General features: G+C 73.1%; 23 protein-coding genes, 2 tRNA genes, 1 pseudogene and 1 riboswitch. Of the genes and pseudogenes, 11 read left to right on the top strand and 15 right to left on the bottom strand.

The genetic code is table 11. The annotated features are described in order from the left end of the window. The first annotated feature begins 74 nt into the window (after positions 1-74). The 3 genes from ACZ7LK_RS08945 to ACZ7LK_RS08935 all read left to right on the top strand — a co-directional run bounded on the left by ACZ7LK_RS08945 (position 75) and on the right by ACZ7LK_RS08935 (position 4,267). The gene (locus ACZ7LK_RS08945; RefSeq protein ID WP_469462556.1) at positions 75-578 is read left to right on the top strand and encodes a GNAT family N-acetyltransferase; all 504 of its coding nucleotides are present in this window, start codon (positions 75-77) and stop codon (positions 576-578) included. 53 nt (positions 579-631) lie between these two features. Then, positions 632-754: riboswitch (cobalamin riboswitch) on the top strand. Between the two features lie 139 nt (positions 755-893). Beyond that, positions 894-3,251 (top strand): ribonucleoside-diphosphate reductase subunit alpha, encoded by a 2,358-nt coding sequence (locus ACZ7LK_RS08940; RefSeq protein ID WP_471139215.1) that lies wholly within the window; start codon positions 894-896, stop codon positions 3,249-3,251. Further along, a complete protein-coding gene (locus tag ACZ7LK_RS08935; protein WP_392272140.1) occupies positions 3,251-4,267 on the top strand; it encodes a ribonucleotide-diphosphate reductase subunit beta in 1,017 nt (338 codons plus the stop codon). Before ACZ7LK_RS08940 ends, ACZ7LK_RS08935 begins: the two co-directional genes overlap by 1 nt. Before the next feature lie 13 nt (positions 4,268-4,280). On the opposite strand, the gene ACZ7LK_RS08930 is transcribed toward ACZ7LK_RS08935, so the two are convergent. Beyond that, entirely contained in the window at positions 4,281-4,469 is a 189-nt protein-coding gene (locus tag ACZ7LK_RS08930) for a hypothetical protein (RefSeq protein WP_392272141.1), read from the bottom strand. Positions 4,470-4,562: 93 nt separating this feature from the next. On the opposite strand from ACZ7LK_RS08930, the gene ACZ7LK_RS08925 reads away from it, so the two are divergent. Continuing rightward, positions 4,563-5,528, top strand: a complete 966-nt coding sequence (locus ACZ7LK_RS08925; protein ID WP_471139212.1) for a helix-turn-helix domain-containing protein — start codon at positions 4,563-4,565, stop codon at positions 5,526-5,528. Positions 5,529-5,532: 4 nt separating this feature from the next. Here ACZ7LK_RS08925 and ACZ7LK_RS08920 read toward each other — a convergent pair. From ACZ7LK_RS08920 to ACZ7LK_RS08880, 9 genes and pseudogenes are all read right to left on the bottom strand, one after another. After that, positions 5,533-6,108, bottom strand: a pseudogene (locus ACZ7LK_RS08920) (D-Ala-D-Ala carboxypeptidase family metallohydrolase); the annotation flags it as partial. Between the two features lie 57 nt (positions 6,109-6,165). Further along, positions 6,166-6,798, bottom strand: a complete 633-nt coding sequence (def, locus tag ACZ7LK_RS08915; RefSeq protein ID WP_471139209.1) for a peptide deformylase — start codon at positions 6,796-6,798, stop codon at positions 6,166-6,168. A gap of 99 nt (positions 6,799-6,897) precedes the next feature. Continuing rightward, on the bottom strand, positions 6,898-7,878 hold the full coding sequence (locus tag ACZ7LK_RS08910) for a tetratricopeptide repeat protein (RefSeq protein ID WP_189553039.1): 981 nt from the start codon (positions 7,876-7,878) through the stop codon (positions 6,898-6,900). A gap of 105 nt (positions 7,879-7,983) precedes the next feature. Then, a complete protein-coding gene (locus tag ACZ7LK_RS08905; RefSeq protein ID WP_392272144.1) occupies positions 7,984-9,267 on the bottom strand; it encodes an HD-GYP domain-containing protein in 1,284 nt (427 codons plus the stop codon). Between the two features lie 17 nt (positions 9,268-9,284). Continuing rightward, positions 9,285-10,826 carry an HD-GYP domain-containing protein gene (locus ACZ7LK_RS08900; protein ID WP_471139206.1) on the bottom strand — a complete coding sequence of 514 codons (1,542 nt, stop codon included), beginning with the start codon at positions 10,824-10,826 and terminating at the stop codon, positions 9,285-9,287. Positions 10,827-11,059: 233 nt separating this feature from the next. Next, positions 11,060-11,359, bottom strand: a complete 300-nt coding sequence (gene rsrA, locus ACZ7LK_RS08895) for a mycothiol system anti-sigma-R factor (RefSeq protein ID WP_392272146.1) — start codon at positions 11,357-11,359, stop codon at positions 11,060-11,062. Then, positions 11,356-12,012, bottom strand: a complete 657-nt coding sequence (locus ACZ7LK_RS08890; RefSeq protein ID WP_198944053.1) for a sigma-70 family RNA polymerase sigma factor — start codon at positions 12,010-12,012, stop codon at positions 11,356-11,358. The genes rsrA and ACZ7LK_RS08890 overlap by 4 nt, the downstream gene beginning before the upstream one ends. Before the next feature lie 293 nt (positions 12,013-12,305). Then, positions 12,306-12,944, bottom strand: a complete 639-nt coding sequence (locus ACZ7LK_RS08885; protein ID WP_392272147.1) for an alpha/beta hydrolase family protein — start codon at positions 12,942-12,944, stop codon at positions 12,306-12,308. 25 nt (positions 12,945-12,969) lie between these two features. Continuing rightward, complete coding sequence (locus ACZ7LK_RS08880; protein WP_469462547.1) at positions 12,970-13,791, bottom strand: SOS response-associated peptidase; 822 nt, start codon at positions 13,789-13,791, stop codon at positions 12,970-12,972. Positions 13,792-13,843: 52 nt separating this feature from the next. Between ACZ7LK_RS08880 and ACZ7LK_RS08875 the strand changes: the two genes are divergently transcribed. The 4 genes from ACZ7LK_RS08875 (at position 13,844) to ACZ7LK_RS08860 (ending at position 17,420) form a co-directional block, all read left to right on the top strand. Next, positions 13,844-14,536 (top strand): M50 family metallopeptidase, encoded by a 693-nt coding sequence (locus ACZ7LK_RS08875; RefSeq protein ID WP_469462545.1) that lies wholly within the window; start codon positions 13,844-13,846, stop codon positions 14,534-14,536. Between the two features lie 37 nt (positions 14,537-14,573). After that, positions 14,574-15,890 carry a 3-phosphoshikimate 1-carboxyvinyltransferase gene (gene aroA / locus ACZ7LK_RS08870; protein ID WP_392272150.1) on the top strand — a complete coding sequence of 439 codons (1,317 nt, stop codon included), beginning with the start codon at positions 14,574-14,576 and terminating at the stop codon, positions 15,888-15,890. A 4-nt stretch (positions 15,891-15,894) separates the two neighbouring features. After that, positions 15,895-16,908 carry a ribosome small subunit-dependent GTPase A gene (gene rsgA / locus ACZ7LK_RS08865; RefSeq protein ID WP_392272151.1) on the top strand — a complete coding sequence of 338 codons (1,014 nt, stop codon included), beginning with the start codon at positions 15,895-15,897 and terminating at the stop codon, positions 16,906-16,908. A gap of 188 nt (positions 16,909-17,096) precedes the next feature. Further along, positions 17,097-17,420 carry a DMT family transporter gene (locus ACZ7LK_RS08860; RefSeq protein ID WP_392272152.1) on the top strand — a complete coding sequence of 108 codons (324 nt, stop codon included), beginning with the start codon at positions 17,097-17,099 and terminating at the stop codon, positions 17,418-17,420. On the opposite strand, the gene ACZ7LK_RS08855 is transcribed toward ACZ7LK_RS08860, so the two are convergent. Further along, complete coding sequence (locus ACZ7LK_RS08855) at positions 17,386-18,036, bottom strand: TetR/AcrR family transcriptional regulator (RefSeq protein WP_469462542.1); 651 nt, start codon at positions 18,034-18,036, stop codon at positions 17,386-17,388. The two genes, ACZ7LK_RS08860 and ACZ7LK_RS08855, sit on opposite strands and share 35 nt — an antisense overlap. A 109-nt stretch (positions 18,037-18,145) precedes the next feature. On the opposite strand from ACZ7LK_RS08855, the gene hisN reads away from it, so the two are divergent. After that, entirely contained in the window at positions 18,146-18,946 is an 801-nt protein-coding gene (gene hisN / locus ACZ7LK_RS08850) for a histidinol-phosphatase (RefSeq protein WP_392272154.1), read from the top strand. 220 nt (positions 18,947-19,166) lie between these two features. Next, positions 19,167-19,571, top strand: a complete 405-nt coding sequence (locus ACZ7LK_RS08845) for a CBS domain-containing protein (RefSeq protein WP_392272155.1) — start codon at positions 19,167-19,169, stop codon at positions 19,569-19,571. 75 nt (positions 19,572-19,646) lie between these two features. Here the strand turns inward: ACZ7LK_RS08845 and ACZ7LK_RS08840 are convergent, their stop codons facing one another. Continuing rightward, entirely contained in the window at positions 19,647-21,098 is a 1,452-nt protein-coding gene (locus ACZ7LK_RS08840) for a catalase (protein WP_392272156.1), read from the bottom strand. Between the two features lie 153 nt (positions 21,099-21,251). Here ACZ7LK_RS08840 and ACZ7LK_RS08835 point away from each other — a divergent pair, with 153 nt between their 5' ends. Further along, positions 21,252-21,668, top strand: a complete 417-nt coding sequence (locus ACZ7LK_RS08835; protein ID WP_392272157.1) for a Fur family transcriptional regulator — start codon at positions 21,252-21,254, stop codon at positions 21,666-21,668. A gap of 166 nt (positions 21,669-21,834) precedes the next feature. Here the strand turns inward: ACZ7LK_RS08835 and ACZ7LK_RS08830 are convergent. The 3 genes from ACZ7LK_RS08830 to ACZ7LK_RS08820 form a co-directional block, all read right to left on the bottom strand. Continuing rightward, positions 21,835-21,908: transfer RNA gene (locus tag ACZ7LK_RS08830), tRNA-Met, on the bottom strand. Positions 21,909-22,043: 135 nt separating this feature from the next. Beyond that, positions 22,044-23,903 (bottom strand): tetratricopeptide repeat protein, encoded by a 1,860-nt coding sequence (locus ACZ7LK_RS08825; protein ID WP_392272158.1) that lies wholly within the window; start codon positions 23,901-23,903, stop codon positions 22,044-22,046. Positions 23,904-24,160: 257 nt separating this feature from the next. Next, positions 24,161-24,234: transfer RNA gene (locus tag ACZ7LK_RS08820), tRNA-Met, on the bottom strand. Between the last annotated feature and the right edge of the window lie 36 nt (positions 24,235-24,270).

Here is a 24,270-nt window from a genome sequence, read left to right as displayed (position 1 = left end):
CCATCCGCGTACGAGGGCCGTCGTGCCTCCCCCGGTGGGGGCACGGCGGCCCGTTCGTTGTGCACTCTGGCCCCATGGACATCACCATCAGGGCGGTACGGCCGGAAGAACACGAGGCGCTCGCCGACGTCACGGCCCAGGCCTACCTCGGCGACGGGTTGCTGGCCTTCGGGGAGAGCGACGAGTACCTGATCGAGCTGCGGGACGTGGCCGGGCGCGCCGCGCGGGCCGAGGTGCTGGTCGCGGTCGCGGAGGACGAACGGGTGCTCGGGGGCGTGACGTTCGTCCCCCGGGGCGGCGGTCCGTGGGGCGGGCACGCGCGGGACGGGGAGGCGGAGTTCCGGATGCTGGCGGTGGCGCGGGCGGCCCGGCGGCGCGGCGCGGGCGAGGCGCTCGTACGGGCGTGCGTGGAGCGGGCGCGGGAGGTGGAGGGGTGCCGGCGGCTGGTGGTGTCCTCGTGGCAGTCCATGCGGGCGGCGCACCGGATCTGTGAGCGGCTGGGGTTCGACCGGACCCCGGAACGGGACTGGCAGGCCGCTCCGGGCGTCACGCTCCGCACCTACGCCGTGGAACTCTGAGCCCCGGTCGACACAACATGTGGGGGGTGCCTCAATCGGCGCCCCCCACATGTATGCTCGTCCTCGCTGTCGCCGCAGGGGAATCCGGTGCAATTCCGGAACTGTCCCGCAACGGTGTGTTGGTGTGCCTATGGGTACGTACGAGTCCGAAGACCTGCCGACAGCGCGCCCGGACCGTCCGGCCCGGGTGCCCAGACGTCCGGGCCTCGCGGAGTGGGCCGGTGGACGCGGTGCCCTGCGCCCCCGTACCCGGGCGTGCCCGCTCCCCTGCCCGCGCCGCCGGTGGCCCCGAGCCGAGCGAGGGAGAGCCCCCACGTGACCATCGCGCCAGCCGATCCGGTTTCAGCGATCGAGAGCGACGGAAACGACGGACCCGGGACCGTACTGCTGCGGACCCTGACCGACCTCACCGCCGATCTGCCCGACACCGACCCCGGCCGGGTCGCCGCCGCCGCGCTGCGCGGCCGGCACGCCGGGTCCGACGAGGCGGAGCTGCGGGAGCTCGCCACCGAGGCGGCCGCCGGTCTGATCGCCGAGGACCCGGCGTACTCCCGGCTCGCGGCGCGGCTGCTGGCCCGGACCATCGCGGAGGAGGCGGCGGGGCAGGGCGCGGTGGCGTTCTCGGCGTCGGTGGCCGTCGGGCACCGGGAGGGCCTGATCGCGGACCGCACGGCCGCGTTCGTCTCGCTCCACGCGGACCGGATGGACGCGCTGGTCGACCCGGCCGGGGACGACCGGTTCGGCTACTTCGGGCTGCGGACGCTGTACTCGCGCTACCTTCTCCGCCACCCGCTCACCCGCAAGGTGATCGAGACGCCCCAGCACTTCATGCTGCGGGTGGCGGCGGGCCTCGCCGAGGACGACTCGGTGCGCGCCCTGGACGAGGTCGCGGCGCTGTACGGGCTGATGAGCCGGCTGGACTACCTGCCCTCCTCCCCCACGCTGTTCAACTCCGGCACGCGACACCCGCAGATGTCCTCGTGCTACCTGCTGGACTCCCCGCTGGACGAGCTGGACTCCATCTACGACCGCTACCACCAGGTCGCGCGGCTGTCGAAGCACGCGGGCGGCATCGGCCTGTCGTACTCCCGCATCCGGGCGCGCGGTTCGCTGATCCGGGGCACCAACGGGCACTCCAACGGCATCGTGCCGTTCCTGAAGACGCTGGACGCCTCGGTGGCGGCGGTGAACCAGGGCGGGCGGCGCAAGGGCGCGGCGGCGGTGTACCTGGAGACGTGGCACGCCGACATCGAGGAGTTCCTGGAGCTTCGGGACAACACCGGTGAGGACGCCCGGCGCACCCACAACCTGAACCTGGCGCACTGGGTCCCCGACGAGTTCATGCGCCGGGTCGACGCCGACGCCGAGTGGTCGCTGTTCTCGCCGGCCGACGTGCCGGAACTGGTCGACCTGTGGGGCGAGGCGTTCGACGCCGCCTACCGCGCCGCCGAGGCGAAGGGCCTGGCCCGCAAGACCATGCCCGCCCGGGACCTGTACGGCCGGATGATGCGGACCCTGGCGCAGACCGGCAACGGCTGGATGACGTTCAAGGACGCCTCCAACCGCACGGCCAACCAGACGGCGCAGCCGGGCCACACGGTCCACTCCTCGAACCTGTGCACCGAGATCCTGGAGGTCACGGACGACGGGGAGACCGCCGTCTGCAACCTGGGCTCGGTGAACCTCGGCGCGTTCGTCAGCGGCGGCGACCTCGACTGGGAGCGGCTGGACGCGACCGTCCGCACGGCCGTCACGTTCCTGGACCGGGTCGTCGACATCAACTTCTACCCGACCGAGCAGGCCGGGCGCTCCAACGCGAAGTGGCGGCCGGTGGGCCTGGGCGCGATGGGCCTCCAGGACGTGTTCTTCCAGCTCGGGCTGCCGTTCGACTCGCCCGCGGCCAGGGCCCTGTCGACGCGTATCGCCGAGCGGATCATGCTGGCCGCGTACGAGGCGTCCGCCGACCTCGCCGAGCGCAACGGCCCGCTGCCGGCCTGGGAGAAGACCCGTACCGCGCGCGGGGTGCTGCACCCCGACCACTACGACGTCGAGCTGAACTGGCCGGAGCGGTGGGAGGCGCTGCGCGCCCGCATCGCCGAGGTCGGCATGCGCAACTCGCTGCTGCTGGCCATCGCGCCGACGGCGACGATCGCCTCGATCGCGGGCGTGTACGAGTGCATCGAGCCGCAGGTGTCCAACCTGTTCAAGCGCGAGACGCTGTCGGGCGAGTTCCTCCAGGTCAACTCCTACCTGGTGGCCGAGCTGAAGCGGCTCGGCGTGTGGGACGCGAAGACCCGTGAGGCGCTGCGCGAGTCCAGCGGCTCGGTCCAGGGCTTCACCTGGATCCCGGCCGAGGTGCGCGAGCTGTACCGGACGGCGTGGGAGATCCCGCAGCGCGGCCTGATCGACATGGCGGCGGCCCGTACGCCGTTCCTGGACCAGTCGCAGTCGCTGAACCTGTTCCTGGAGACGCCGACCATCGGCAAGCTGTCGTCGATGTACGCGTACGCCTGGAAGCAGGGCCTGAAGACGACGTACTACCTGCGCTCGCGCCCGGCGACCCGGATCGCCCGCGCGGCCCGGGCGTCCGTCCCCGTCCCCGCGCAGGTGACCCCGGAGGACGCGGTCGCCTGCTCCCTTGAGAACCCCGAGTCCTGCGAGGCCTGCCAGTGATGTCCGCTTCCCCCGAGAAGAACCTGCTCGACCCGGGTTTCGAACTGACCCTCCGCCCGATGCGCTACCCGGACTTCTACGAGCGCTACCGGGACGCCATCAAGAACACCTGGACGGTGGAGGAGGTCGACCTCCACTCCGACGTGGCGGACCTCGCCAAGCTGACGCCCGGTGAGCAGCACCTGATCGGCCGGCTGGTCGCGTTCTTCGCGACCGGTGACTCGATCGTGGCGAACAACCTGGTGCTGACGCTGTACAAGCACATCAACTCCCCCGAGGCGCGGCTGTACCTGTCGCGGCAGCTCTTCGAGGAGGCCGTGCACGTCCAGTTCTACCTGACGCTGCTGGACACCTACCTGCCCGATCCGAAGGACCGGGCGGCGGCGTTCGACGCCGTGGAGAACATCCCCTCCATCCGGGAGAAGGCGCAGTTCTGCTTCCGCTGGATGGACTCGGTGGAGAAGATCGAGCGGCTGGAGACGAAGGCCGACCGGCGCCGCTTCCTGCTGAACCTGATCTGCTTCGCCGCCTGCATCGAGGGTCTGTTCTTCTACGGCGCCTTCGCGTACGTGTACTGGTTCCGCTCGCGCGGTCTGCTGCACGGCCTGGCGACCGGCACCAACTGGGTGTTCCGCGACGAGACGATGCACATGAACTTCGCGTTCGAGGTCGTGGACACCGTCCGCAAGGAGGAGCCGGACCTCTTCGACGACGCGCTCCAGCAGCAGGTCACCGACATGCTGCGGGAGGCCGTCGAGGCGGAGCTCCAGTTCGGCCGCGACCTGTGCGGTGACGGCCTGCCGGGCATGAACACCGAGTCGATGCGGCAGTACCTGGAGTGCGTGGCCGACCAGCGCCTGACGCGTCTGGGCTTCGCCCCGGTGTACGGCTCGGAGAACCCGTTCTCCTTCATGGAGCTCCAGGGCGTCCAGGAGCTGACGAACTTCTTCGAGCGCCGCCCGTCCGCCTACCAGGTGGCGGTGGAGGGCTCGGTCGACCTCGACGAGGACTTCTAGGAGGTCTTGTCGATCAGACCGGTCGTGCGCCGAGCGTCGCCGCGGGCCCGGGTGAGGGTCCGCGGCGACGGGTGTCCGCCGGGCGCCGCGGCCCGCGCAACTGGCGGTCGACGGCGCGCTCCCGGGCGTGCCCGACGAGCGAGGGCAGGGCGAGAAGGACGAAGAGGGCGACGGGGACGAAGGCGTTCAGGACCGTTGTCATGTCCTCCACTGTCGTCCTCGCGGCGGGAAAAGATCAGTGGCAGGACTGTCACCGACCATCGAATTACTGCCAGGGCCGTGCCATGCTCGTCGCATGCTGAGGAATGTGGCGGCCGTCCTGCTGGACGGCGTGAACCCCTTCGAACTCGGGGTGGTCTGCGAGGTCTTCGGCCTCGACCGGAGCGACGACGGGCTGCCCGTCCACGACTTCGCCGTGGTGTCCGCCGAGGGCCCCCGGCTGCGCACGCACGCCGGTTTCACGATCGGGACGGAGCACGGTCTCGAACGGCTGGCGGAGGCGGACCTGGTCGCGGTTCCCGCGGGCGGCCGCTATGCGCAGCGCCCCTACCCCGAGCCCCTGCTCGCGGCCCTGCGCGACGCCGTCGACCGCGGGGCGCGGGTGCTGTCCGTCTGCACCGGCGCCTTCGTGCTGGGCGCGGCCGGGCTGCTGGACGGCCGCCGCTGCACGACGCACTGGCGGCAAGCGGCCGAGCTGGCCCGGCGCCACCCGCGGGCGCTGGTGGACCCCGACGTGCTGTACGTCGACGACGGCCCGGTCATCACCTCGGCGGGTACGGCCGCCGGAGTCGACGCCTGTCTGCACCTGGTGCGCCAGGAGTACGGGCACGAGGTGGCCAACACCATCGCCCGCCGCATGGTGGTGCCCCCGCACCGGGCCGGCGGCCAGGCCCAGTACGTCGACCGGCCCCTGCCGCGCACCCGCTGCGACACGGTCGGGGACGTCCTGGACTGGATGGAGCGGCACCTGGACCGGGAGATCACCGTGGAGCAGCTGGCGGCGCGGGCCCACATGTCCCCGCGCACGTTCGCCCGCCGGTTCCAGCAGGAGACCGGGACGACGCCCTACCGCTGGCTCCTACGCCAGCGGGTGCTGCTGGCACAGGAGTTGCTGGAGGCCACGGACGACACGGTGGACGCGATCGCGGGCCGGTCGGGGTTCGGGAACGCGGCCGCGCTGCGGCACCACTTCCTGCGCACCCTGGGGACGACCCCGAACACGTACCGCCGCACCTTCCGCGGGCCGGCGCGGGTGGCCTGAGCCGTCAGACGCCGCAGGCGGAGGCGGACCAGAAGCGGCTCGCGCGCGGTGGTCGAGGTGGGTGTGGTCGCCGTGCCCGGCATAGCCGGGGCCGAGGATGCCGTGGAAGCCGTGGTTGTGGCCTGCCGGGCGAGCCTGCACAGGGAGCGCGGGCCCGCGCCCAGGTCGGCGGCGTCCCCGTACAGGTGGCGGCTGCCGGACGCCCCGCCGACCGCGTCGTTGCAGGCGTGGGAGCGGAAGCCGCTGGTCACGGTGATGGGCTGGTCGCCGAGCGCGTGCCGCAGCACCTCCAGCTTCCACATGGTGCGCAGCGCGCTGGCGTTGGCGGTGGCGGCGCTCATGGCTCCGCCGGCCCAGGTGGTGTCGCAGTCGTTCAGTTCGGCGTAGGTGAAGTGGACGGCGTGCAGTCGTCGTCCTGGAGTGCGTAGAGCTTGCCGAAGGTGGCCGGGCCCGCGACGCCGTCGGCCGTGAGTCCGTAGGCGGCCTGGAAGCGCTTGACCGCCGCGGTGGTCGCCGGGCCGTAGAACCCGTCGACGGCGAGGACGCCTCCGTAGCCGGGGTGGCCGGCGACGCGGATCCAGTGGCGGACGCGCGACGGCCCCGTCCCGGTCACCGGAACGGGGCCGCGGCGGAGCGGTCAGTCGTTGGGGACGACCGGGTAGCGGGGCGTCCCCTCGGCCATCTGCTTCAGCGCGTCCTTACGGTCGCGCTTCGACAGGCGGTCGATGTACAGGTACCCGTACAGGTGGTCCGTCTCGTGCTGGAGGCAGCGGGCGAAGTAGCCGGTGCCCCGCACCTTGATGGGGTTGCCCTGGACGTCCTGGCCGCGCACCACCGCGTAGTCGGGGCGGGCCAGCGAGGCGTACGCGCCCGGCACGGACAGGCATCCCTCGTTGGAGTCGTCCAGGAGCCGCCGCTCCGGGACCAGTTCCTCCAGCACCGGGTTGCACACCACGCCCACGTGCCGGACGCCCTCGTCGTCCATGCAGTCGTAGACGAAGACCTTCAGGTCGACGCCGATCTGGTTGGCGGCCAGGCCCACGCCCTCCGCCGTCCGCTGGCTGGCGAACATGTCGTCCACGAGCCGCGCCAGTTCGTCACCGAAGTCGGTGACGTCCTTGCACTCCTTGTGCAGCACCGGGTTGCCGACCACCGTGATCGGGCGGGAGGTGCCGCGCTCGCGGTACGCGCGCTCGCGCTCCTCGCAGTCCTCCGTGTCGACGATGAAGCCCTCGTCGTCGACCTGCTGAGCCGTCTCCTGCTGCGCCATGTCCGCTTCTGCGCCTTCCTGAGTACCCGATGCCCGCGCCGTGCCCGTACGGCACGCCGCGTTGTGCCCGTACAGCCTACGGGCCGCGAGCGACAGGGGTCAGCAGACTTCTTCGAGATCCCGCCACTCACGGCTGTCCGGGCTGTCCGCCACCCAGCCGTCCAGCAGCCCCCGCACCAGCCCGGCGGGCGCCGCGATGCCGCACTCCCGCTCGGGCACCCACAGCTCGCCCGGCGACCGGTGGCCCAGCGGCCCCGGATGCCCCGGCTCACTGTGGTCGTGCGGGTCCAGGTGCTCGCCCTCGCCCTCGGCGCTGGGCATCCGCGACTCGGAGCACGCCCGGCACAGCAGCCGCACCGACGACGACCAGTCCTCGGCGGCGAACCCGGCGTCCGCCGCCAGCCGCTCCAGGGCGTCCCGGTCGGCCTCGGTGGCCGCCTCCAGCAGCACCACCCAGGTGGGCACCGGGGACGGCGCCCACAGTTCGATCTCGTCGAACACCGGGAAGCTGTGCCCCGCCGACGTCGTCCGTTCACCGTTCGGGACCCCGTCGTGCAGCACGACCTCGCCCCAGCGCCGGCCCGAGGACGGCAGCGGGATGGACAGCACCTCCACCCGGGCCGGGTCCAGCCGGCGGCCCCACACCACTTCGGCCTCGCCCTCCGGCGACAGCCGCACGGCGGCGCTGCCCAGCTCCATCCCGGTCGGCTCCCCGCCGGCCGCGGCCGCCCCGGGCACCTTCAGCCCGTAGGCCTGCCAGGCGCGGCGGGCCAGCGGCCAGTCCTGGAGGGCGGTGGCGGCGATGCCCACGTTCCACCAGTCGGGCGCACCGGTCTCCTTGTCGAGCAGCGCGACGGCCCGCAGCCCCGCGGTGCGCGCCTGCTCCCAGTCGTGCCGGAACTTGTGCAGCAGCGCCAGGTTGAACCAGGACTCCGAGAGCCAGGGCTCCAGGTCCGCCGCACGCGTCAGCAACGCACCCGCGTCCTCGTACCGCCCGTCCCCGATCAGCGTGAACGCGCGGTCGGTGGCCTGCCGCCACGAGGCGGAGGGCCGATGCCGTACCTTCCCGAAGATCCTCACGATTCCCGCCTGCCGGTCTGCCGGTCGCTGAAGGTCTCTGCCCCCGGACACCCTCTTGTTCGCATCCAACCATGCCGGGTCGCACGCCCGCTCATTACCCATGGGTTACCCCGGGGCCGACCCCGTGACGCCGCCGCGGGCGAGGACTCTGGCGAGTGACTCCACCACTTTCGGGTGATAGTCCCGCGCGGTGCCCAGCCGCAGCCGCTCCAGGGCGCTCAGCGCCCCGTCCGCGTTCCCCGCGCCTTCCCGGAACAGCTCGTCGTACGCGTTCACGGCGCGGACGATCCGGGCGGGCAGCGGCTGCTCCCGGTACGGGTCGGCCTGCCGCTCCACGACGACGGCGACGGCCGCCGGGGCGCCGGTCCGGCGCACCACGGCCCCGCCCAGCAGCGCGATGCGGCGCTGCTCGGCCTCCGGGAGGCGGGCCGTGGCTCCTTCCGGTACGGGATCGATCAGGGACAGCTGTCCGATGTCGTGCATCAGCGCGGCGTACTCCAGAACGGTCAGATCGGGCTCCGACAGTCCCAGCTCGCGTCCTACCGCACGGCTGAGCGCCGCCACCCGGTGGGCGTGTCCGGGGCGCGTGTACCCGGCGATCTCGGTGGCACGCGCAAGGGAGGCGATGGTCTGCCGGTAGGTGTCCCGGACGGACGCGTACCGGCGGAAGGAGAGCTGGGTGAGCAGCAGCGGCACGCAGAACACCGGCAGCGCCCACAGCCCGGCGACCGCCACCGCCAGGGCCATCACCGCGCCGGTGGCGCACACGGCGGACCCGATGCCGAGCCGGGCGCGCAGTTCGTCGCGCAGGAGCGGGCCGTACGGATGGCCGGTGCGCGAGCGCAGCAGCAGGGCGGCCAGCACCGCGTCGCACAGGGTGGTGAGCACCAGGAGGACCAGCAGGAACAGGACGTAGCCGTGTCCCCGTCCGACGGTCCGCAGCAGCTCGCCCGAGTTGTACAGGGGCTGGAAGCACAGGGCGGCGAAGCCGGCGGTGAGCACCCGGCGGGCCACGTGGTCGAGCGCGCGCCCCCGCCCCCGGGCCACCTGCGGTACGGCGCCGACGAGGGCGCCCGCGACGACCACGGCGACGATCTGGGCGACCCCGTGGGTGGTGGCCCGCCCGGCGGACTCGCCGAGCAGGGCGTACGCCAGGGCCCCGGCGGCCCCGAGGGGGGCGGGCTCCCTGCCCCGCGGGTCGTCCGGCGCCGGGGGCGGGCCGGCGTCCGGGCGGGCGCCCCGCCGGGCGAGTTCGCCCACGGTGACCAGGACCCCGAAGGCCAGCGCGGTTCCCGGCTCGGCGACCCCGTGCCAGAGCGTCCAGGCGAGTCCGGCCACCGCGACCGTCCCGGCGGCCGTGCGGAGCAGCGCGCCGGCCGTGGCCGGCACCCCCCACGACCGCGCCCTCACCGGGCGCCGCCCCAGGCCTGGCCGTGGCCCGGGCCGGGTGCCGGGCGCCGCCCGGGCAGCGCGCCGCGGCGTGCCCGCGCCGGGGTCCCGGGGCGCGCGCCCGCCCGGGGCGAGCCGCCGGCCCCGGCCCCCGGGGCCCCGGCCGGGGAGGCGCCGGGCGCCGGGGCCCCGCCCTGTCCGCCCTGTCCGCCCGGCCCCGCACCCGCACCCGCACCGGCCTCCGTGCCCGCACCGGTGCCCTCGGGCTCGTCGGCGGTGACCGCCGTCGTCCAGCCGTACCGGTCCAGCGCCCGCGTCAGCGCCCGCACCATCCGCGGGTCGAACTGCCGCCCCGCGCACCGCTCCAGCTCCGCGACAGCGGTCGCCACGGGCCTGGCCCTCCGGTAGGAGCGGGTCGAGGTCATGGCGTCGAACGCGTCGGCCACGGCGACCACCCGGGCCGCCTCCGGGATCCGGTCGCCGCTCAGCCCGTACGGGTAGCCGCTGCCGTCCATCCGCTCGTGGTGGTGGAGGATCGCGGCGCGCGCCTCGCCCAGGAAGCCGATGCCGCGCACGATCTCGTGCCCGTACTCCGGGTGCAGCTCGATCACCCGCCGCTCCTGCGGGGTCAGCGGCCCGTCCTTGCGGAGCACCCGGGTCGGTACGCCGAGCTTGCCGACGTCATGGAGGATCCCGGCGAACCGGATCACGTCCAGCCGGTCCTCTTCCATGCCCAGCTCGCGGGCGATCAGTACGGAGGCCCGGCCGACCCGCTCGCTGTGCCCGCGGGTGTAGGCGTCCTTGATGTCCACCGCCTGGACCAGGGCCCGGATCGTCGCCTGGTGGGCGGCGCGCTCCCGGTGGTACTGGCCGTACATCCAGCAGGAGACGTACATCGGCAGCAGCACGAACAGGGCCGCCGACCATCCGTACGGACTGCGCCACAGCACGGCCATCATCAGCCCGGCGAGCCCGTGCACGGCGTGCGGGAGGAGCGACCGGGTGAGCAGACCGGGCCAGGCGTCGCGCACCGGCACCGGCTCCGCGGTGGCGAGGATGCCGCCGTCGAGGGCGGTGAGCACCAGGCAGAAGGCGAGCGCGCCGCAGCCGGCCGGCAGCAGGACGTACGGGAAGTCGGAGGCGGCCACCGCGGCGGGACCGCCGAGCAGCACCGCCGTGTACGCGGCGGCCCACGCGGCCAGGGCGAGCCGCGCGGCCCGCCAGATCCGGCGCGGCAGGGCGGGCCGCTCCTCGACCCCGGACAGCAGGGCGCCCGGGACGGCGGCCAGCGCTGCGGCGGCGGGCGGCAGCAGCAGGGTGGCGGCGAGCAGCACGGGGAGGAACGATCCGGCACCCATCGGGACGGCGCCGGCGCCGAGCGCCCTGCCGGTCAGGGGGCAGCGGACGGGCCACTCGCAGAAGGCGTAGAGCGCGGCGAGGAGCGTGAGCGCGCGCCACGGGGTCCCCGCACCGGGGAGGAGCGCCGGGAGCGCGCAGGCCGCGGCACAGACCACGGCTCCCGCGATGTACGCGCGTGCCGTCACCGGAATCCCCACCACGTCTCCCCACCGTCTCCCGCCGCCTCGCCGGCCTCTCGCCGGCTCCTCGGCTCTCGTCGACCAAGTGGAGCGTCAGGCTAGCGAGTTGGGGGTGGCGCGGCGGGGTGAAGAGGGCGATTAGCACCTTTGGGTGAAGACAGGCATGACGACGGAAAAACGGGGTCCGCCGTGAGGGCGGACCCCGTTCCCCGGGCTCGGCCGGCGCTCCGTGCGGCATCCCGCACGGGCGGAGGTCACTCCTGGGTGGCGGCGGTGATGTCGTGGTCCGGCACGGTCTCGCCCGACCGGATCAGCTCGATGCGGCCCATGACCTTGGCCCGCAGGTCGGCGGGGACGTCGTCATGTCCGCAGCACCGCTTGACCAGCTTCTTCACGGCCTGCTCCAGCCCGTACTTCTCCAGGCACGGGGAGCACTCCTCGAAGTGCACCTCGAACTTGGTGCAGTCGCTGTCGGGCATCTCGTGATCCAGGAACTCGTAGAGGTGGTCCAGCACCTCCGAGCAGTCCGTCTCGTGCGGCTCTCCGCAGCTCATGAGCCCGAGCCTTTCCCGTTGTTCGACGACTCTCCGGCCCCCGCCGGGACCAGTCCGCGTTCGCGGGCGTAGTCCTCGAGCATGCCGCGCAACTGGCGACGGCCACGGTGCAGTCGGGACATCACCGTACCGATGGGCGTACCCATGATGTCCGCGATCTCCTTGTACGCAAAGCCCTCGACATCGGCCAGGTAAACGGCGATGCGGAACTCCTCGGGGATCGCCTGGAGGGCTTCCTTCACGTCGGAGTCGGGCAGGTGGTCCAGCGCCTGGGACTCGGCGGACCGCAGACCGGTGGACATGTGCGACTCGGCACGGGCGAGCTGCCAGTCCTCGATCTCCTCGGCGGCGCTGCGCTGGGGTTCGCGCTGCTTCTTGCGGTACGAGTTGATGAAGGTGTTGGTGAGGATGCGGTACAGCCACGCCTTGAGGTTGGTGCCCTCGCGGAACTGGTGGAACGACCCGTACGCCTTCGCGTACGTCTCCTGCACCAGGTCCTCGGCGTCGGCGGGGTTGCGCGTCATGCGCAGGGCCGCCGAGTACATCTGGTCGAGGTACTCCAGCGCGTCCCGCTCGAAGCGCGCGTTGCGCTCGGCGGTCGTCTCCTCGTGGCCGTCGTCGGTCCCTGTGTCGGTCCCAGTGACCGGACCCACCTCCTCCAGCGCTGCGGCGGCGAGACCGAGTGCGGACCCGCTCGAATCGGAGAATAGTCGACCTTCCACGGACAGGTCCTTCCGATTCTTCCCGCCCGGGGTGCGGCCTGTCAGGCCGGGGGCGGTCCTGGCAGCCGGCAGCACGGTCCAGTCCAGCTCGCCGGCTGACTGCGACCGGCTCGGGCAGATGGTCGAACCCATGCGACGGACTCCCTCTCCTGGCTCTGTTCTCTCACCGACGCCCGTCACAACACCGGGCGCCCCGTCCCGCATTCCCGCCCCGGCGGCCGGGTTCACAGCAGGCCGGCGGCCCAGGTGCCGACCGCCCCGGTGATGACCTCCAGGGCGTCCGCCTGGGTGACGGGCGCGCGCTTCGGCACGGCGAACCCGTGGTCGCCGAAGGGCACCCCGACCAGCTCGTGGTCCCCGGCCGGGAACTCCTCCGGGCGGCCGAACGGGTCGTTGCCGCCCTGCACGACGAGCGTGGGCACGCCGGCGCCGAGCAGTTCGTCCGCCCGGGAGCGGTCCGGCCTGCCGGGCGGGTGCAGCGGGAAGGACAGCGCCAGTACGGCCAGGGCGCCCAGCTCGCGGGCGGTGCGGCAGGCCACCCGGGCGCCGGCGCTGCGCCCGCCGGCCACCACGGGCGGGCCGGCGGCGCGGAGCGCCGGCCACAGGTCGCGCCAGGCCTCGTCCAGCCGCTTGGGCGCGGGGGCCAGCTTCTTCCCGGCGACCCGCCAGGGCTGCTCGACCAGCGCGACGGTCACTCCGGCGGGCGGCAGGCTCGCGGCCAGCGCCCGGAGATCGCGCGCCTCGATGCCGCCGCCGGCTCCGTGGCCGAGGGCCATCACGAGGCGGGCGGGTCGCCCTTCGGCCTCGTACCAGGTGATGCGGGCGTCCCCGGTGCCGGTGGGGACGGTCTCGGTGGTGGTCACCGGCCCATCCTGCCGTGCGCCGGGCTCAGAAGAGGGTTCCCTCCTCGGGGGCGGCGATTTCCTCCAGCAGCTCGGGGCCGTTGTTGCGGACGTTGCTGACGGCGGTGGCCACCGGATACGCCCGCATCAGTCCGGCGGGCGGCGGGGTCAGCAGGGAGCGCAGGTCCTCCGGGTCGGTGCGGGCCGGGTCCAGCCAGGCGTCCCACCGGTCGGGCGTCAGCATCAGCGGCATGCGCGGGTGGATGTCGGCCAGCGAGTGCGGACCCTCCTCGGGGGCCACCCCGAGCGGTTCCTTGTCGGCCTCGGTGGTGATCACCGAGCAGGTGGCCCACCAGGCCCGCGGGTGCTCGGGCGGCAGGGTGGGGTCGCGCCAGAACTCGTACAGCCCGGCCATGGCGAAGACCGAGCCGTCGGCGGGGGTGACGAAGTACGGCTGCTTGCGGGGGCGCTTCCTCCTGCCCTGCTCCTCGAGCTGCCGCTCGTCGGCGCCGGTCACCCACTCGTAATAGCCGTCGGCGGGCAGGATGCAGCGGCGCTGGGCGAAGGCCCGGCGGAAGGACGGCTTGTCCGGCACGGTCTCCGCGCGGGCGTTGATCATGCGGGCGGCGCCCTCCGGCGTCTTGGACCAGGACGGCACGAGACCCCACTTCAGGACGCGTAGCTGCCGAACCGGACGGCCCGGATCCGCGTCCTTGTCCTTGAGGGGGCGTTCGAGGACCGCGTACACCTCTTTGGTCGGGGCCACGTTCCAGTCGGGCTCCAGGGTCTCCTCCGGCTCCCACTTCTCCACCTGGAAGAGTCCGGTCAGGTCCTCGGGCCTACGACTCGCCGAATAACGTCCGCACATACTTGCCCACACTGCCACGAGCCACCGACACCATGAGGAGCCGTCCGAGAAAATGGCCAGCACCGGATTCCTCGGTACCCAGCCCGCCCCGGACCTGTGGCTCGTCGTCGTCACCGCGGTGGCCGCCCTCGCGGTGACCGTCCCGCACCGGGTGTGGCGGGTGTCGCGCAACGCCGTGACCATCGCGCACGAGGGCGGCCACGGGCTGGTCGCCCTGCTCACCGGGCGCCGTCTCGACGGCATCCGGCTCCACTCCGACACCAGTGGCCTCACCGTCAGCCGCGGGAAGCCCACCGGCATGGGGATGATCCTCACCGCGGCGGCCGGGTACACCGCGCCGTCCCTGCTGGGCCTGGGCGGCGCCTGGCTGCTCGCCGCGCACCGGGTCACGCTGCTGCTGTGGGTGGCCACCGCGCTGCTGCTCGCCATGCTGGTGATGATCCGCAACGCGTACGGGGCGCTCACCCTCCTGGTGACGGGTGCAGCGTTCGTCCTCGTGTCGTGGCTGGCGGAGCCGGACGTCCGGTCGGGGTTCGCGTACGCGGCCGTGTGGTTCCTGCTGCTGGGCGGGGTACGCCCGGTCTTCGAGCTCCAGGCCAAGCGGCGGCACGGCGGGGCGCCGGACTCGGACGCCGACCAGCTCTCGCGGCTCACCCACGTACCGGCGGCACTGTGGCTGTTCCTGTTCCACGCCGTCTCCCTCTGCTCCCTGATCGGCGGGGGGCGCTGGCTGCTCGGCCTGTGATCGGCCGTGACCATCTGCCCCGTCTAAAGTGAGGGGCATGACCGAAACCCCCGCACAGCTCGATCTCTGGCCGGCCCCGTACGCGAGTGGAGCCGTGGACGCGACCGTCACCGTGCCCGGGTCCAAGTCGGTCACCAACCGTGCCCTGGTGCTCGCCGCCCTCGCCTCCGAGCCGGGCTGGCTGCGGCACCCGCTGCGCTCGCGCGACACCCTGCTGATGGCCGAGGCGCTGCGCACGATGGGCGTCGGCATCGAGGAGGGCGTGGGCCCCGACGGCACGGGCGAGCGGTGGCGGGTCATCCCGGCGGGCCTGCACGGTCCCGCCGCGATCGACGTGGGCAACGCGGGAACGGTCATGCGCTTCCTCCCGCCGGTCGCGACCCTGGCCACCGGCCCGGTCCGGTTCGACGGCGACCCGCGCTCCTACGAGCGGCCGCTGCACGGCGTGATCGACGCCCTGCGCGCCCTCGGCGCCCGGATCGACGACGACGCCCGGGGCTCGCTGCCGATGACGGTGCACGGGGCGGGGGCCCTGGAGGGCGGCCCGGTCGAGATCGACGCCTCGTCGTCGTCCCAGTTCGTCAGCGCCCTGCTGCTGTCCGCGCCCCGCTTCAACCAGGGCGTGGAGGTGCGCCACACGGGCGCGAAGCTGCCGTCGATGCCGCACATCCGGATGACCGTCGACATGCTCCGCGCGGTGGGGGCCCAGGTCGACGAGCCGGAGACGGGCGGCGAGCCGAACGTGTGGCGGGTCTCCCCCTCGGCGCTCCTCGGCCGCGACCTGACGATCGAGCCGGACCTGTCCAACGCGCAGCCGTTCCTGGCCGCCGCGCTGGTCACCGGTGGGCGGGTCACCATCCCCGACTGGCCCGGGCGGACCACCCAACCCGGTGACGCGCTGCGGGAGATCTTCACCGAGATGGGTGGCTCCTGCGAGCTCACCGAGCAGGGCCTGACCTTCACCGGTACGGGCACGATCCACGGCATCGACGTGGACCTGGGCGAGGTCGGCGAGCTGACGCCCGGCATCGCGGCGGTCGCGGCCCTGGCCGATTCGCCGTCCACGCTGCGCGGGGTGGCCCATCTGCGTCTGCACGAGACGGACCGGCTGGCGGCGCTCACCAAGGAGATCAACGGGCTGGGCGGGGACGTCACCGAGACCGCCGACGGACTGCACATCCGCCCCCGCCCGCTGCACAAGGGCGTGTTCCACACCTACGACGACCACCGGATGGCGACCGCCGGGTCGGTCATCGGCCTCGCCGTCGAGGGCGTGGTGATCGAGAACGTCGGGACGACCGCCAAGACCCTGCCGGACTTCCCCCGGATGTGGACCGGAATGCTCGAGGCCTGACGACATGCGCCGCTACGGCAAGCACACCGACGAGGACGACATCCGGTCCCGCCCCAACCGCAAGGGCAACCGTCCCCGCACCAGCATCCGCCCCAAGCACGAGGGCGCGGCCGAGGGCATGGTCCTCACCGTGGACCGCGGCCGGCTGACCTGTCTGGTCGACGGCCGGGTCGTCATGGCGATGAAGGCCCGCGAGCTGGGCCGCAAGGCGGCGGTCGTCGGCGACCGGGTCTCCCTGGTGGGCGACCTCTCCGGCAAGAAGGACACCCTCGCGCGGATCGTGCGGATCGAGCCGCGCGCCTCGGTGCTGCGCCGCACCGCCGACGACGACGACCCGTACGAGCGGGTGGTCGTCGCCAACGCCGACCAGCTCGCCATCGTCACCGCCCTGGCGGACCCCGAGCCGCGCCCCCGGCTGATCGACCGGTGCCTGGTGGCGGCGTTCGACGGCGGCCTGGAGCCGCTGCTCGTGCTCACCAAGTCGGACCTGGCCCCGCCGTCGATGCTGCTGGACCTGTACGGCGCGCTCGACATCCCGTACGTGGTGACGAGCCAGGAGGAGCTGTACGACGGGCACACGGCCGCCGACCGGGTGCGGGAGTACCTGTCCGGCCGGACCACCGCGTTCGTGGGCCACTCGGGCGTCGGCAAGACGACCCTGGTGAACGCCCTCGTGCCGGAGGACCGGCGACGGCTGACGGGTGACGTCAACGCCGTCACGGGGCGGGGCCGGCACACCACCACCTCGGCGCTGGCGCTGCCGCTCGACCGGGCCGAGGGCTGGGTGATCGACACCCCGGGCGTGCGGTCGTTCGGGCTGCACCACGTCGACCCGTCCCGGGTGATCCTGGCCTTCCCGGACCTGGTGGCGGGCACCGGGCAGTGCCCGCGGGCGTGCGGCCACGACGAGCCGGACTGCGGGCTGGACGCCTGGGTGGCCGAGGGGCACGCCGATCCGGCGCGGCTGTACTCGCTGCGGCGGCTGCTGGCGACGCGCGAGCGCCGCGAGGGCGACTGAGACGGAACTTCCGGCACATGCCCCAGGGGGAGCGGCGGCCGGGACGGGGACGCCGCGACGCGTGGGCCGTGGGGCGGCGCGCGTGCACGGTGGGTGCCGGTCGGTAAGTGCATAATCGCACCGAGTGACAGAAGGCAGTCACCGACATCCCTCACTCACCGAGGTCACGGACGCGGGAGGCACGGACGATGGCGTGGCTGCTGGTGATTGTCGCCGGGTTTCTGGAGACGGGTTTCGCCGTCTGCCTCAAGCTGTCGCACGGCTTCACCCGGCTGTGGCCCACCGTGGCGTTCTCCTGTTTCGCCCTCGGCAGCTTCGGCCTGCTGACGCTGTCGCTGCGGAAGCTGGACGTGGGCCCGGCGTACGCGGTGTGGACGGGTATCGGCGCGGCGGGCACGGCGATCTACGGGATGATCTTCCTGGGCGAGCTGGTGTCCACCATGAAGATCATCTCGATCTCGCTGGTGATCGTCGGAGTCATCGGTCTCCAGCTCTCCGGTTCGTCGCACTGAGGGCGTGCCGGAGCAGCGCGCCGAGGTCCCCGTCCGGCATCCCGGAGCCCGCCGGGGCGGGCGCGACCAGGTACGACAGGGCCAGCCGCGCCGCCAGTTCGCACGCCTCCCCGCCCGGGTCGTCGCCCTCGCGCCGCAGGGCGGCGCGGGAGCGGTCCCGTACGGCCGCCAGCAGCTCGCCGGGGTCCGGGGCACCGGCGTCGGCGCGGCGCTGCGCCGCGGAGCCGGCGAGCACCCGGGAGCGGGCGGGGGCGGGCCGGGGCGCGGGCAGCCGGTCGTCCCAGCAGCCGGTGAGCAGCGCCCGCAGCAGCGGCCGGGCGGCCGCCTCGCCGACGGTCCACTCGGCGACCGGGACGAGCCGGTCGACGGCCGGGGCGGCCGGGCCGGCGGGGTGGTCCGTGGCCCGCAGGGCGCGCTCGACCCCGTACAGATAGGCGTCGGCCTCCCGCCGCAGCAGAGCGCGGGCGAGCCCTTCCTTGCTGCCGAACTCGTTGTAGAGGGTCTGCCGGGAGACTCCCGCCGCCGCTGCCACGTCGACCATGCGGACCGCGGTCCAGGGCAGTTCCCCGAGCGCCGCCAGGGCGGCGTCCAGCAGTGCCTCGCGCGTGGTGGGCATCGTCGCCTCCCGGGCCGGTCCCTCGGCTCTGCGCTCAGCGTTGACGGACGACCACGCACTGTCAAGAGGCCCTGCCGGGGCGGCCGGTGCCCCGGGATAGAGTCGGGCCATGGCCGATTACCACGATGACCTGCGTCTCGCCCACGTCCTCGCGGACGCCGCCGACGCCGCCACGATGGACCGGTTCCGGGCGCTGGACCTCAAGGTCGAGACGAAGCCGGACATGACGCCGGTGAGCGAGGCGGACAAGGCGGCCGAGGAGCTGCTGCGGGGCCAGCTCCAGCGGGCGCGGCCGCGGGACGCGATCCTGGGCGAGGAGTACGGCGTCGAGGGCACCGGTCCGCGCCGCTGGGTCATCGACCCGATCGACGGCACCAAGAACTACGTGCGCGGGGTGCCCGTGTGGGCGACGCTGATCGCGCTCATGGAGGCGGGCCCGGGCGGGTTCCAGCCGGTCGTGGGCGTGGTGTCGGCACCGGCGCTGGGCCGCCGCTGGTGGGCGGCGAAGGGGCTGGGCGCGTACACGGGGCGGAGCCTGACGTCGGCGACCCGGATCCAGGTGTCGAAGGTGGCCGAGCTGTCCGACGCCTCTTTCGCGTACTCCTCGCTGAGCGGCTGGGAGGAGCAGGGGCGGCTGGAAGGGTTCCTGGACCTCACGCGCGCGTGCTGGCGGACGCGGGGGTACGGCGACTTCTGGCCGTACATGATGGTGGCGGAGGGGTCGGTGGACATCTGCGCGGAGCCGGAGCTGTCCCTGTGGGACATGGCGGCCCCCGCGATCGTGGTCCAGGAGGCGGGCGGTTCGTACACCGGGCTGGACGGGAAGCCGGGCCCGCACAGCGGCAACGCGGCGGCGTCCAATGGCCTGCTCCACGAGGAACTGCTGGGCTACCTGAACCCCGCCTCCTGAGCGGGCGGGGCCCGGCAGGCCGGGGCCGCCCGGCGAGGCCGGTCCGGCACGATGCGTAGTGGCGTGCGTGCGCCACGTGGCGCACACCCCTTGTTGACGCGCGCGATCACTGCCACTCTAAGAGTCCCCCCGCTTGTGAACTTGTGAATCCCTTCTCGTACGGTCGCGTGCGGTCTCGCGCGGGCCCGTGCGGGGATTCCTCAAGGAGGTGGCTCCGTCCATGTTCGTCCGTGACGCCATGAGCACCGTGGTCCTCACCATCGGCCCCGCACACACCCTCCGTCAGGCAGCAGCACTGATGGCCGCGCGCCGCGTCGGCGCGGCCGTGGTCCTGGACCACGACACCAGCGGCCTCGGCATCCTCACCGAACGCGACATCCTCGTGGCCGTCGGATCCGGCCAGAACCCCGACCTGGAGACGGCCGGCGCGCACACCACCACCGACGTCGTCTTCGCGGCACCCGGCTGGACCCTGGAGGAGGCCGCCCGGGCCATGGCCCACGGCGGTTTCCGGCACCTGATCGTGCTGGAGGACGGCGGACCGGTCGGCATCGTCTCGGTCCGCGACATCATCCGTTGCTGGGCCCCGGTGCGGCTGCGGCCGGCCACCCTGACGGCCGGGTAGCGGACGCGCGAGAGGGCCGGCCCCCGGACACGTCCGGGAGCCGGCCCTCCGCTCACGACAAGCGATCCAGTGCTGTCAGCCGCGCAGGGCCTGGACCGCGGCCTCCAGCCGCTTGCCGTAGTCCGCGTCCGCCTGGCGGAAGTTGTTGATCGCCCGCTCGGCGATGTCGTCGCGCGAGACCTTGGCGATGAAGCCCGCCAGGTTGGCGATCAGGCGGTCCTTCTCCTCCTCCGTCATCAGGCGGTAGAGGTTCCCCGCCTGGACGAAGTCGTTGTCCTCGGAGTGGACCGGAGCCTCGTGGTCGCCGGTCACCCCGGTGACGGACACCGGCTGCCACAGCGGGCGACCGGTCTGGGCCGGACCGCCGAAGCTGTTGGGCTCGTAGTTCTTGGCCCCCGCGTGGCGGCCGTCGTAGAGCAAGCCGTCCCGGCTGTTCGTGCGCGCCTCGGTGGCGTGCGGACGGTTCACCGGCAGGTGGTCGGCGTTGATCCCGACGCGGTAGCGATGGGCGTCGCCGTACGCGAACAGCCGCCCCTGGAGCATCTTGTCGGGCGAGGGGCCGATGCCGGGCACGAAGTGCGCCGGGGAGAAGATCGACTGCTCGACCTCGGCGAAGACGTTCTGCGGGTTGCGGTTGAGCTCCAGCTTGCCGATCTCGACGACCGGGTAGTCCGCGTGCGGCCACACCTTGGTGAGGTCGAACGGGTTGAAGCGGTACGTGGCGGCCTCGGCGGCGGGCATGATCTGCACGCCGACGGTCCAGGACGGGTAGTCACCGCGCTCGATGGACTCGCGCAGGTCGCGCTGGTGGGAGTCGGGGTCCTCACCGGCGAGCTTGTTGGCCTCGTCCTGCGTGAGGCACTTGATGCCCTGGTCGGTCTTGAAGTGGTACTTGACCCAGAAGACCTCGCCGGCCTCGTTGTTCCACTGGTACGTGTGGGAACCGAAGCCGTCCATGTGACGGTAGCTGGCCGGTATGCCGCGGTCGCCGAACAGCCAGGTCACCTGGTGCGTCGACTCCGGCGACAGGCCCCAGAAGTCCCAGACGTTGTCCGCCTCCTGGGAGCCGGTGTACGGGTCGCGCTTCTGGGTGTGGATGAAGTCGGGGAACTTGATGGCGTCCTTGATGAAGAACACCGGGGTGTTGTTGCCGACGAGGTCGTAGTTGCCCTCTTCGGTGTAGAACTTCAGCGCGAAGCCGCGCGGGTCGCGGACCGCGTCGGCCGCGCCGAGGTTGCCCGCCACGGTCGAGAAGCGGAGAAACGTTTCCGTCTGCTTGCCGACCTCGGACAGGAATGCCGCCCGGGTGTACTGCGTGACGTCCGCGGTCACCGTGAAGGTGCCGTACGCACCGGCGCCGCGCGCGTGGACCACGCGCTCCGGGATGCGCTCGCGGTTGAAGTGCGCGAGCTTCTCCAGCAGCAGCTGGTCCTGGACCAGAACGGGACCACCGACGCCCGCGGTCTCGCTGTTCTGGTTGTCGGCGACCGGCGCTCCGGCCTCCGTGGTGAGCGGTCCCTGCGTCACGTGCGCCTCCTGCGTGAATCCTGCGGTGTCCTGCAAGTCCTGTCCCTTGGCTAATGCCGTCCCCGATCCTACAATGGACATTGTCTAAGTCAAGCCCGCTTCCAAAGCCACACCGATTCGGGACTTGGGTCCCCTGCTGTTAGGCTGGTTTTCATGAGTGACCTGTTGGAACGACTGCGCGGACGCGGCTGGCGCATGACCGCCCAGCGACGTGTCGTGGCCGAGGTCCTCGACGGGGACCACGTCCACCTGACCGCCGACGAGGTGCACGCGCGCGCGGTGGAGCGGCTGCCCGAGATCTCCCGCGCCACGGTGTACAACACGCTGGGTGAGCTGGTGACGCTGGGTGAGGTCCTGGAGGTCTCCACCGACCGTCGCGCCAAGCGGTACGACCCGAACGCCCACCGGCCGCATCACCACCTGGTGTGCGCGCAGTGCGGCGCCATCCGCGACGTGCACCCCACGGGCAACCCGCTGGAGGACCTGCCGGCGACGGAGCGCTTCGGCTTCACGATCTCGGACGTCGAGGTCACCTACCGGGGTGTCTGCCCGAACTGCGCCTCCGCCTGACATCCCGTTCCGTACGACAAGGCCCCCGGACGCCATCGCGCCGGGGGCTTCGTCATGACCGGGCCGGCGCACGGATGTGCCGATGCGCCGCCTCGTGTGCCGATGCCGCCGCCCGCCCGGGAACGCCGAAGGCCCGGATCCTGAGGATCCGGGCCTTCGGTTTCAGTAGCGGGGACAGGATTTGAACCTGCGACCTCTGGGTTATGAGCCCAGCGAGCTACCGAGCTGCTCCACCCCGCGTCGATGAACACAACCTTACGGGACCGCGTGGACCAGCGCAAATCCATAAGCCCGCCTTACCGAAGAGGCCCCCTGGCAGGGCCCGCCCGCCTCTCCAGGGGCCCCGCCGGCGCCGGGGGCACCGCCCGGGGGCGGTCAGGCCGTGAGTTCCTGGTGCAGGGCCTCGCTGAGCCGGGCGGCGCGCTCGGCGACCTCCGCCGGGCCCAGCTCGACGGCGCGCGCGCACCAGCGGCGGCCCTCGGTGAGCTCGCCCCGGCGGGCGGCGAGCAGTGCCAGGCGCAGGGCGGCCCGGCCGTGGCCCGCCCGGGCGGCCCGGGACCACCAGAGCGAGGCCTCCCGCTCGTTGCCGTCGCGGGCCAGCAGCAGGCCCAGGTTGAAGGCGCCGTTGCGGCTGCCCGCCTCGGCGGCCTCGCGGTACCAGCGCGCCGCCTCGGCGCTGTCCCCGCGGGCGGCGGCCAGCATGCCGACCCGCACCTGGGCGCGGCGGTGACCCTGCTCGGCCGCGCGCTCGTACCACTCCTCGCACTCGCTCTTGGGCGCCTGGGGCTCGCCCAGCGCGGGCGGCCCGGCCGGCGCCTGGCGGGCGTCGAGCACGGTGGCGAGGCGGAACGCGGCCTCGGCGCTGCCCCCGCCGGCGGCGCACCGCAGGTGGCGCTCGGCCTCCTGCTCGTCGCCGTCCCGGAGGCGGGCGATGCCGACCTGGAGGGCGGCCTCGGTGTGGCCGGCCGCGGCGGCCCGCTCGTACCAGCTCAGCGCCGTCGCGTCGTCGTCCCGGCCCGCGTGGAGGATGCCCAGGTTGAACGCGGCGTCGACGCTCCCCGCCTCGGCGGCCTTGGAGAACCACGGTTCCGCGCCGTTCGGGTCGCCGCTCTGGAGGAGCAGGATGGCCAGGGCGTTGGCGGCCTCGCGGTGCCCCGCGTAGGCGGCGCGGCGGTACCACTGCTCGGCCTGGGCGACCCGGTTCTGGGCGGCGAACAGCAGCCCGAGGTTGTACGCGCCGTTCACGTCGCCCGCGTCGGTGGCCGCGCGGTACCAGCGCTCGGCCGTCTGGTGCTCGCCGCGGGCAGCGTGCAGGGCGCCCAGCGCGTTGGCGGCGTTGCCGTCGCCGTCCTGGGCGGCGCGCAGCCACCAGACGGCGGCGCTCTCCTCGTCGCCCGCGTCACGGAGCAGGAACCCGAGCGCGCAGGCGGCGCGGGACTCGCCGTCCTTGGCGGACGTCAGGTACCAGCGGCCGGCCTCCTTGAGCTCGCCGCGCCGTTCGAGGATCGCCCCGAGGTGCAGGGCGGCCCGGCGGTGACCGCGGGCGGCTGCCTGGCGGTACCACTGTTCGGCGGTCTCGGTGCCCGTGGCCGTGCCGGTGGCGGGGTCGTCGGCGGGGCGCGCCTGGGCCCTGCGCTCCAGGGACCTGGCCAGGCGGTACGCGGCCTCGCGGTGGCCCTGCTCGGCGGCGGCGCGCAGCCACCGCTCGGCGCCCACGTCGCTGCGGTGCTCCAGCAGGTCGGCGAGGGCGTACGCGCCGAGGGCGTGGCCCTGCTCGGCGGACTGGCGCAGCCAGTACTCGGCCGCCGGCTCGTCGCCGCGCTCGCGGTAGTGGCGGCCCAGGGCGTGGGCGGCGGCGGCGGACCCGGCCACGGCGGCGATGCGCCACCAGCCGGCGGCCTCGTCGGCGTACCCGCGCTGATGGAGGAGGACACCGAGGTTGTTGGCGGCGGCGCGGTCGCCCTCGGCGGTGGCGCCGCGCAGGTAGGGCTCGGCGCTGTCGAGGTCGCCGCGGCGCAGCAGCAGGGCTCCGAGGACGCTCATGGCGGCGGTGTCGCCGTTCTCGGCGGCGCGGCGGTGGCGCTCCTCGATCTCCACGGGGTCGCCGGACTCGGCGCTGTCCATGGCGGTGGTCTCCATGGCGGCGTCGCTCATCACATCCGCGGCGCTATCGGTGTACCGCTGCACAAACCGCCCTGTTTCCAACAGAGTTGCCCTGTCCCCCATAATTCCCATCGTCGCACCACCTGCTACCCGCGTACACCTGGTATACCGCAGCCAGTGAGGTCACTTCAGCGTTTTGTCGACATGCCCACAGGGAGACAAGTCAAACACGTCTCACCTCAACTGCCCCCCTCAGGGCCGTTCTTCACATGAGCCCCGGGACGTCCCCGCGACCGGATCCCACCCACCCGGACTCTCCTGCCCGGGGGAGGACGACGGACACGACAAAGGCCCGGATCCTGTGAAAGGATCCGGGCCCCTGTCTTCAGTAGCGGGGACAGGATTTGAACCTGCGACCTCTGGGTTATGAGCCCAGCGAGCTACCGAGCTGCTCCACCCCGCGTCGTTGTGTCACTACCGTATCACGACCCGGAGGGCC

Source organism: Streptomyces sp. NPDC039423 (genome assembly GCF_055598725.1).
The sequence above is the reverse complement of the archived record's forward strand: the minus strand, read 5'-3'. Positions and strand labels throughout refer to the sequence as shown.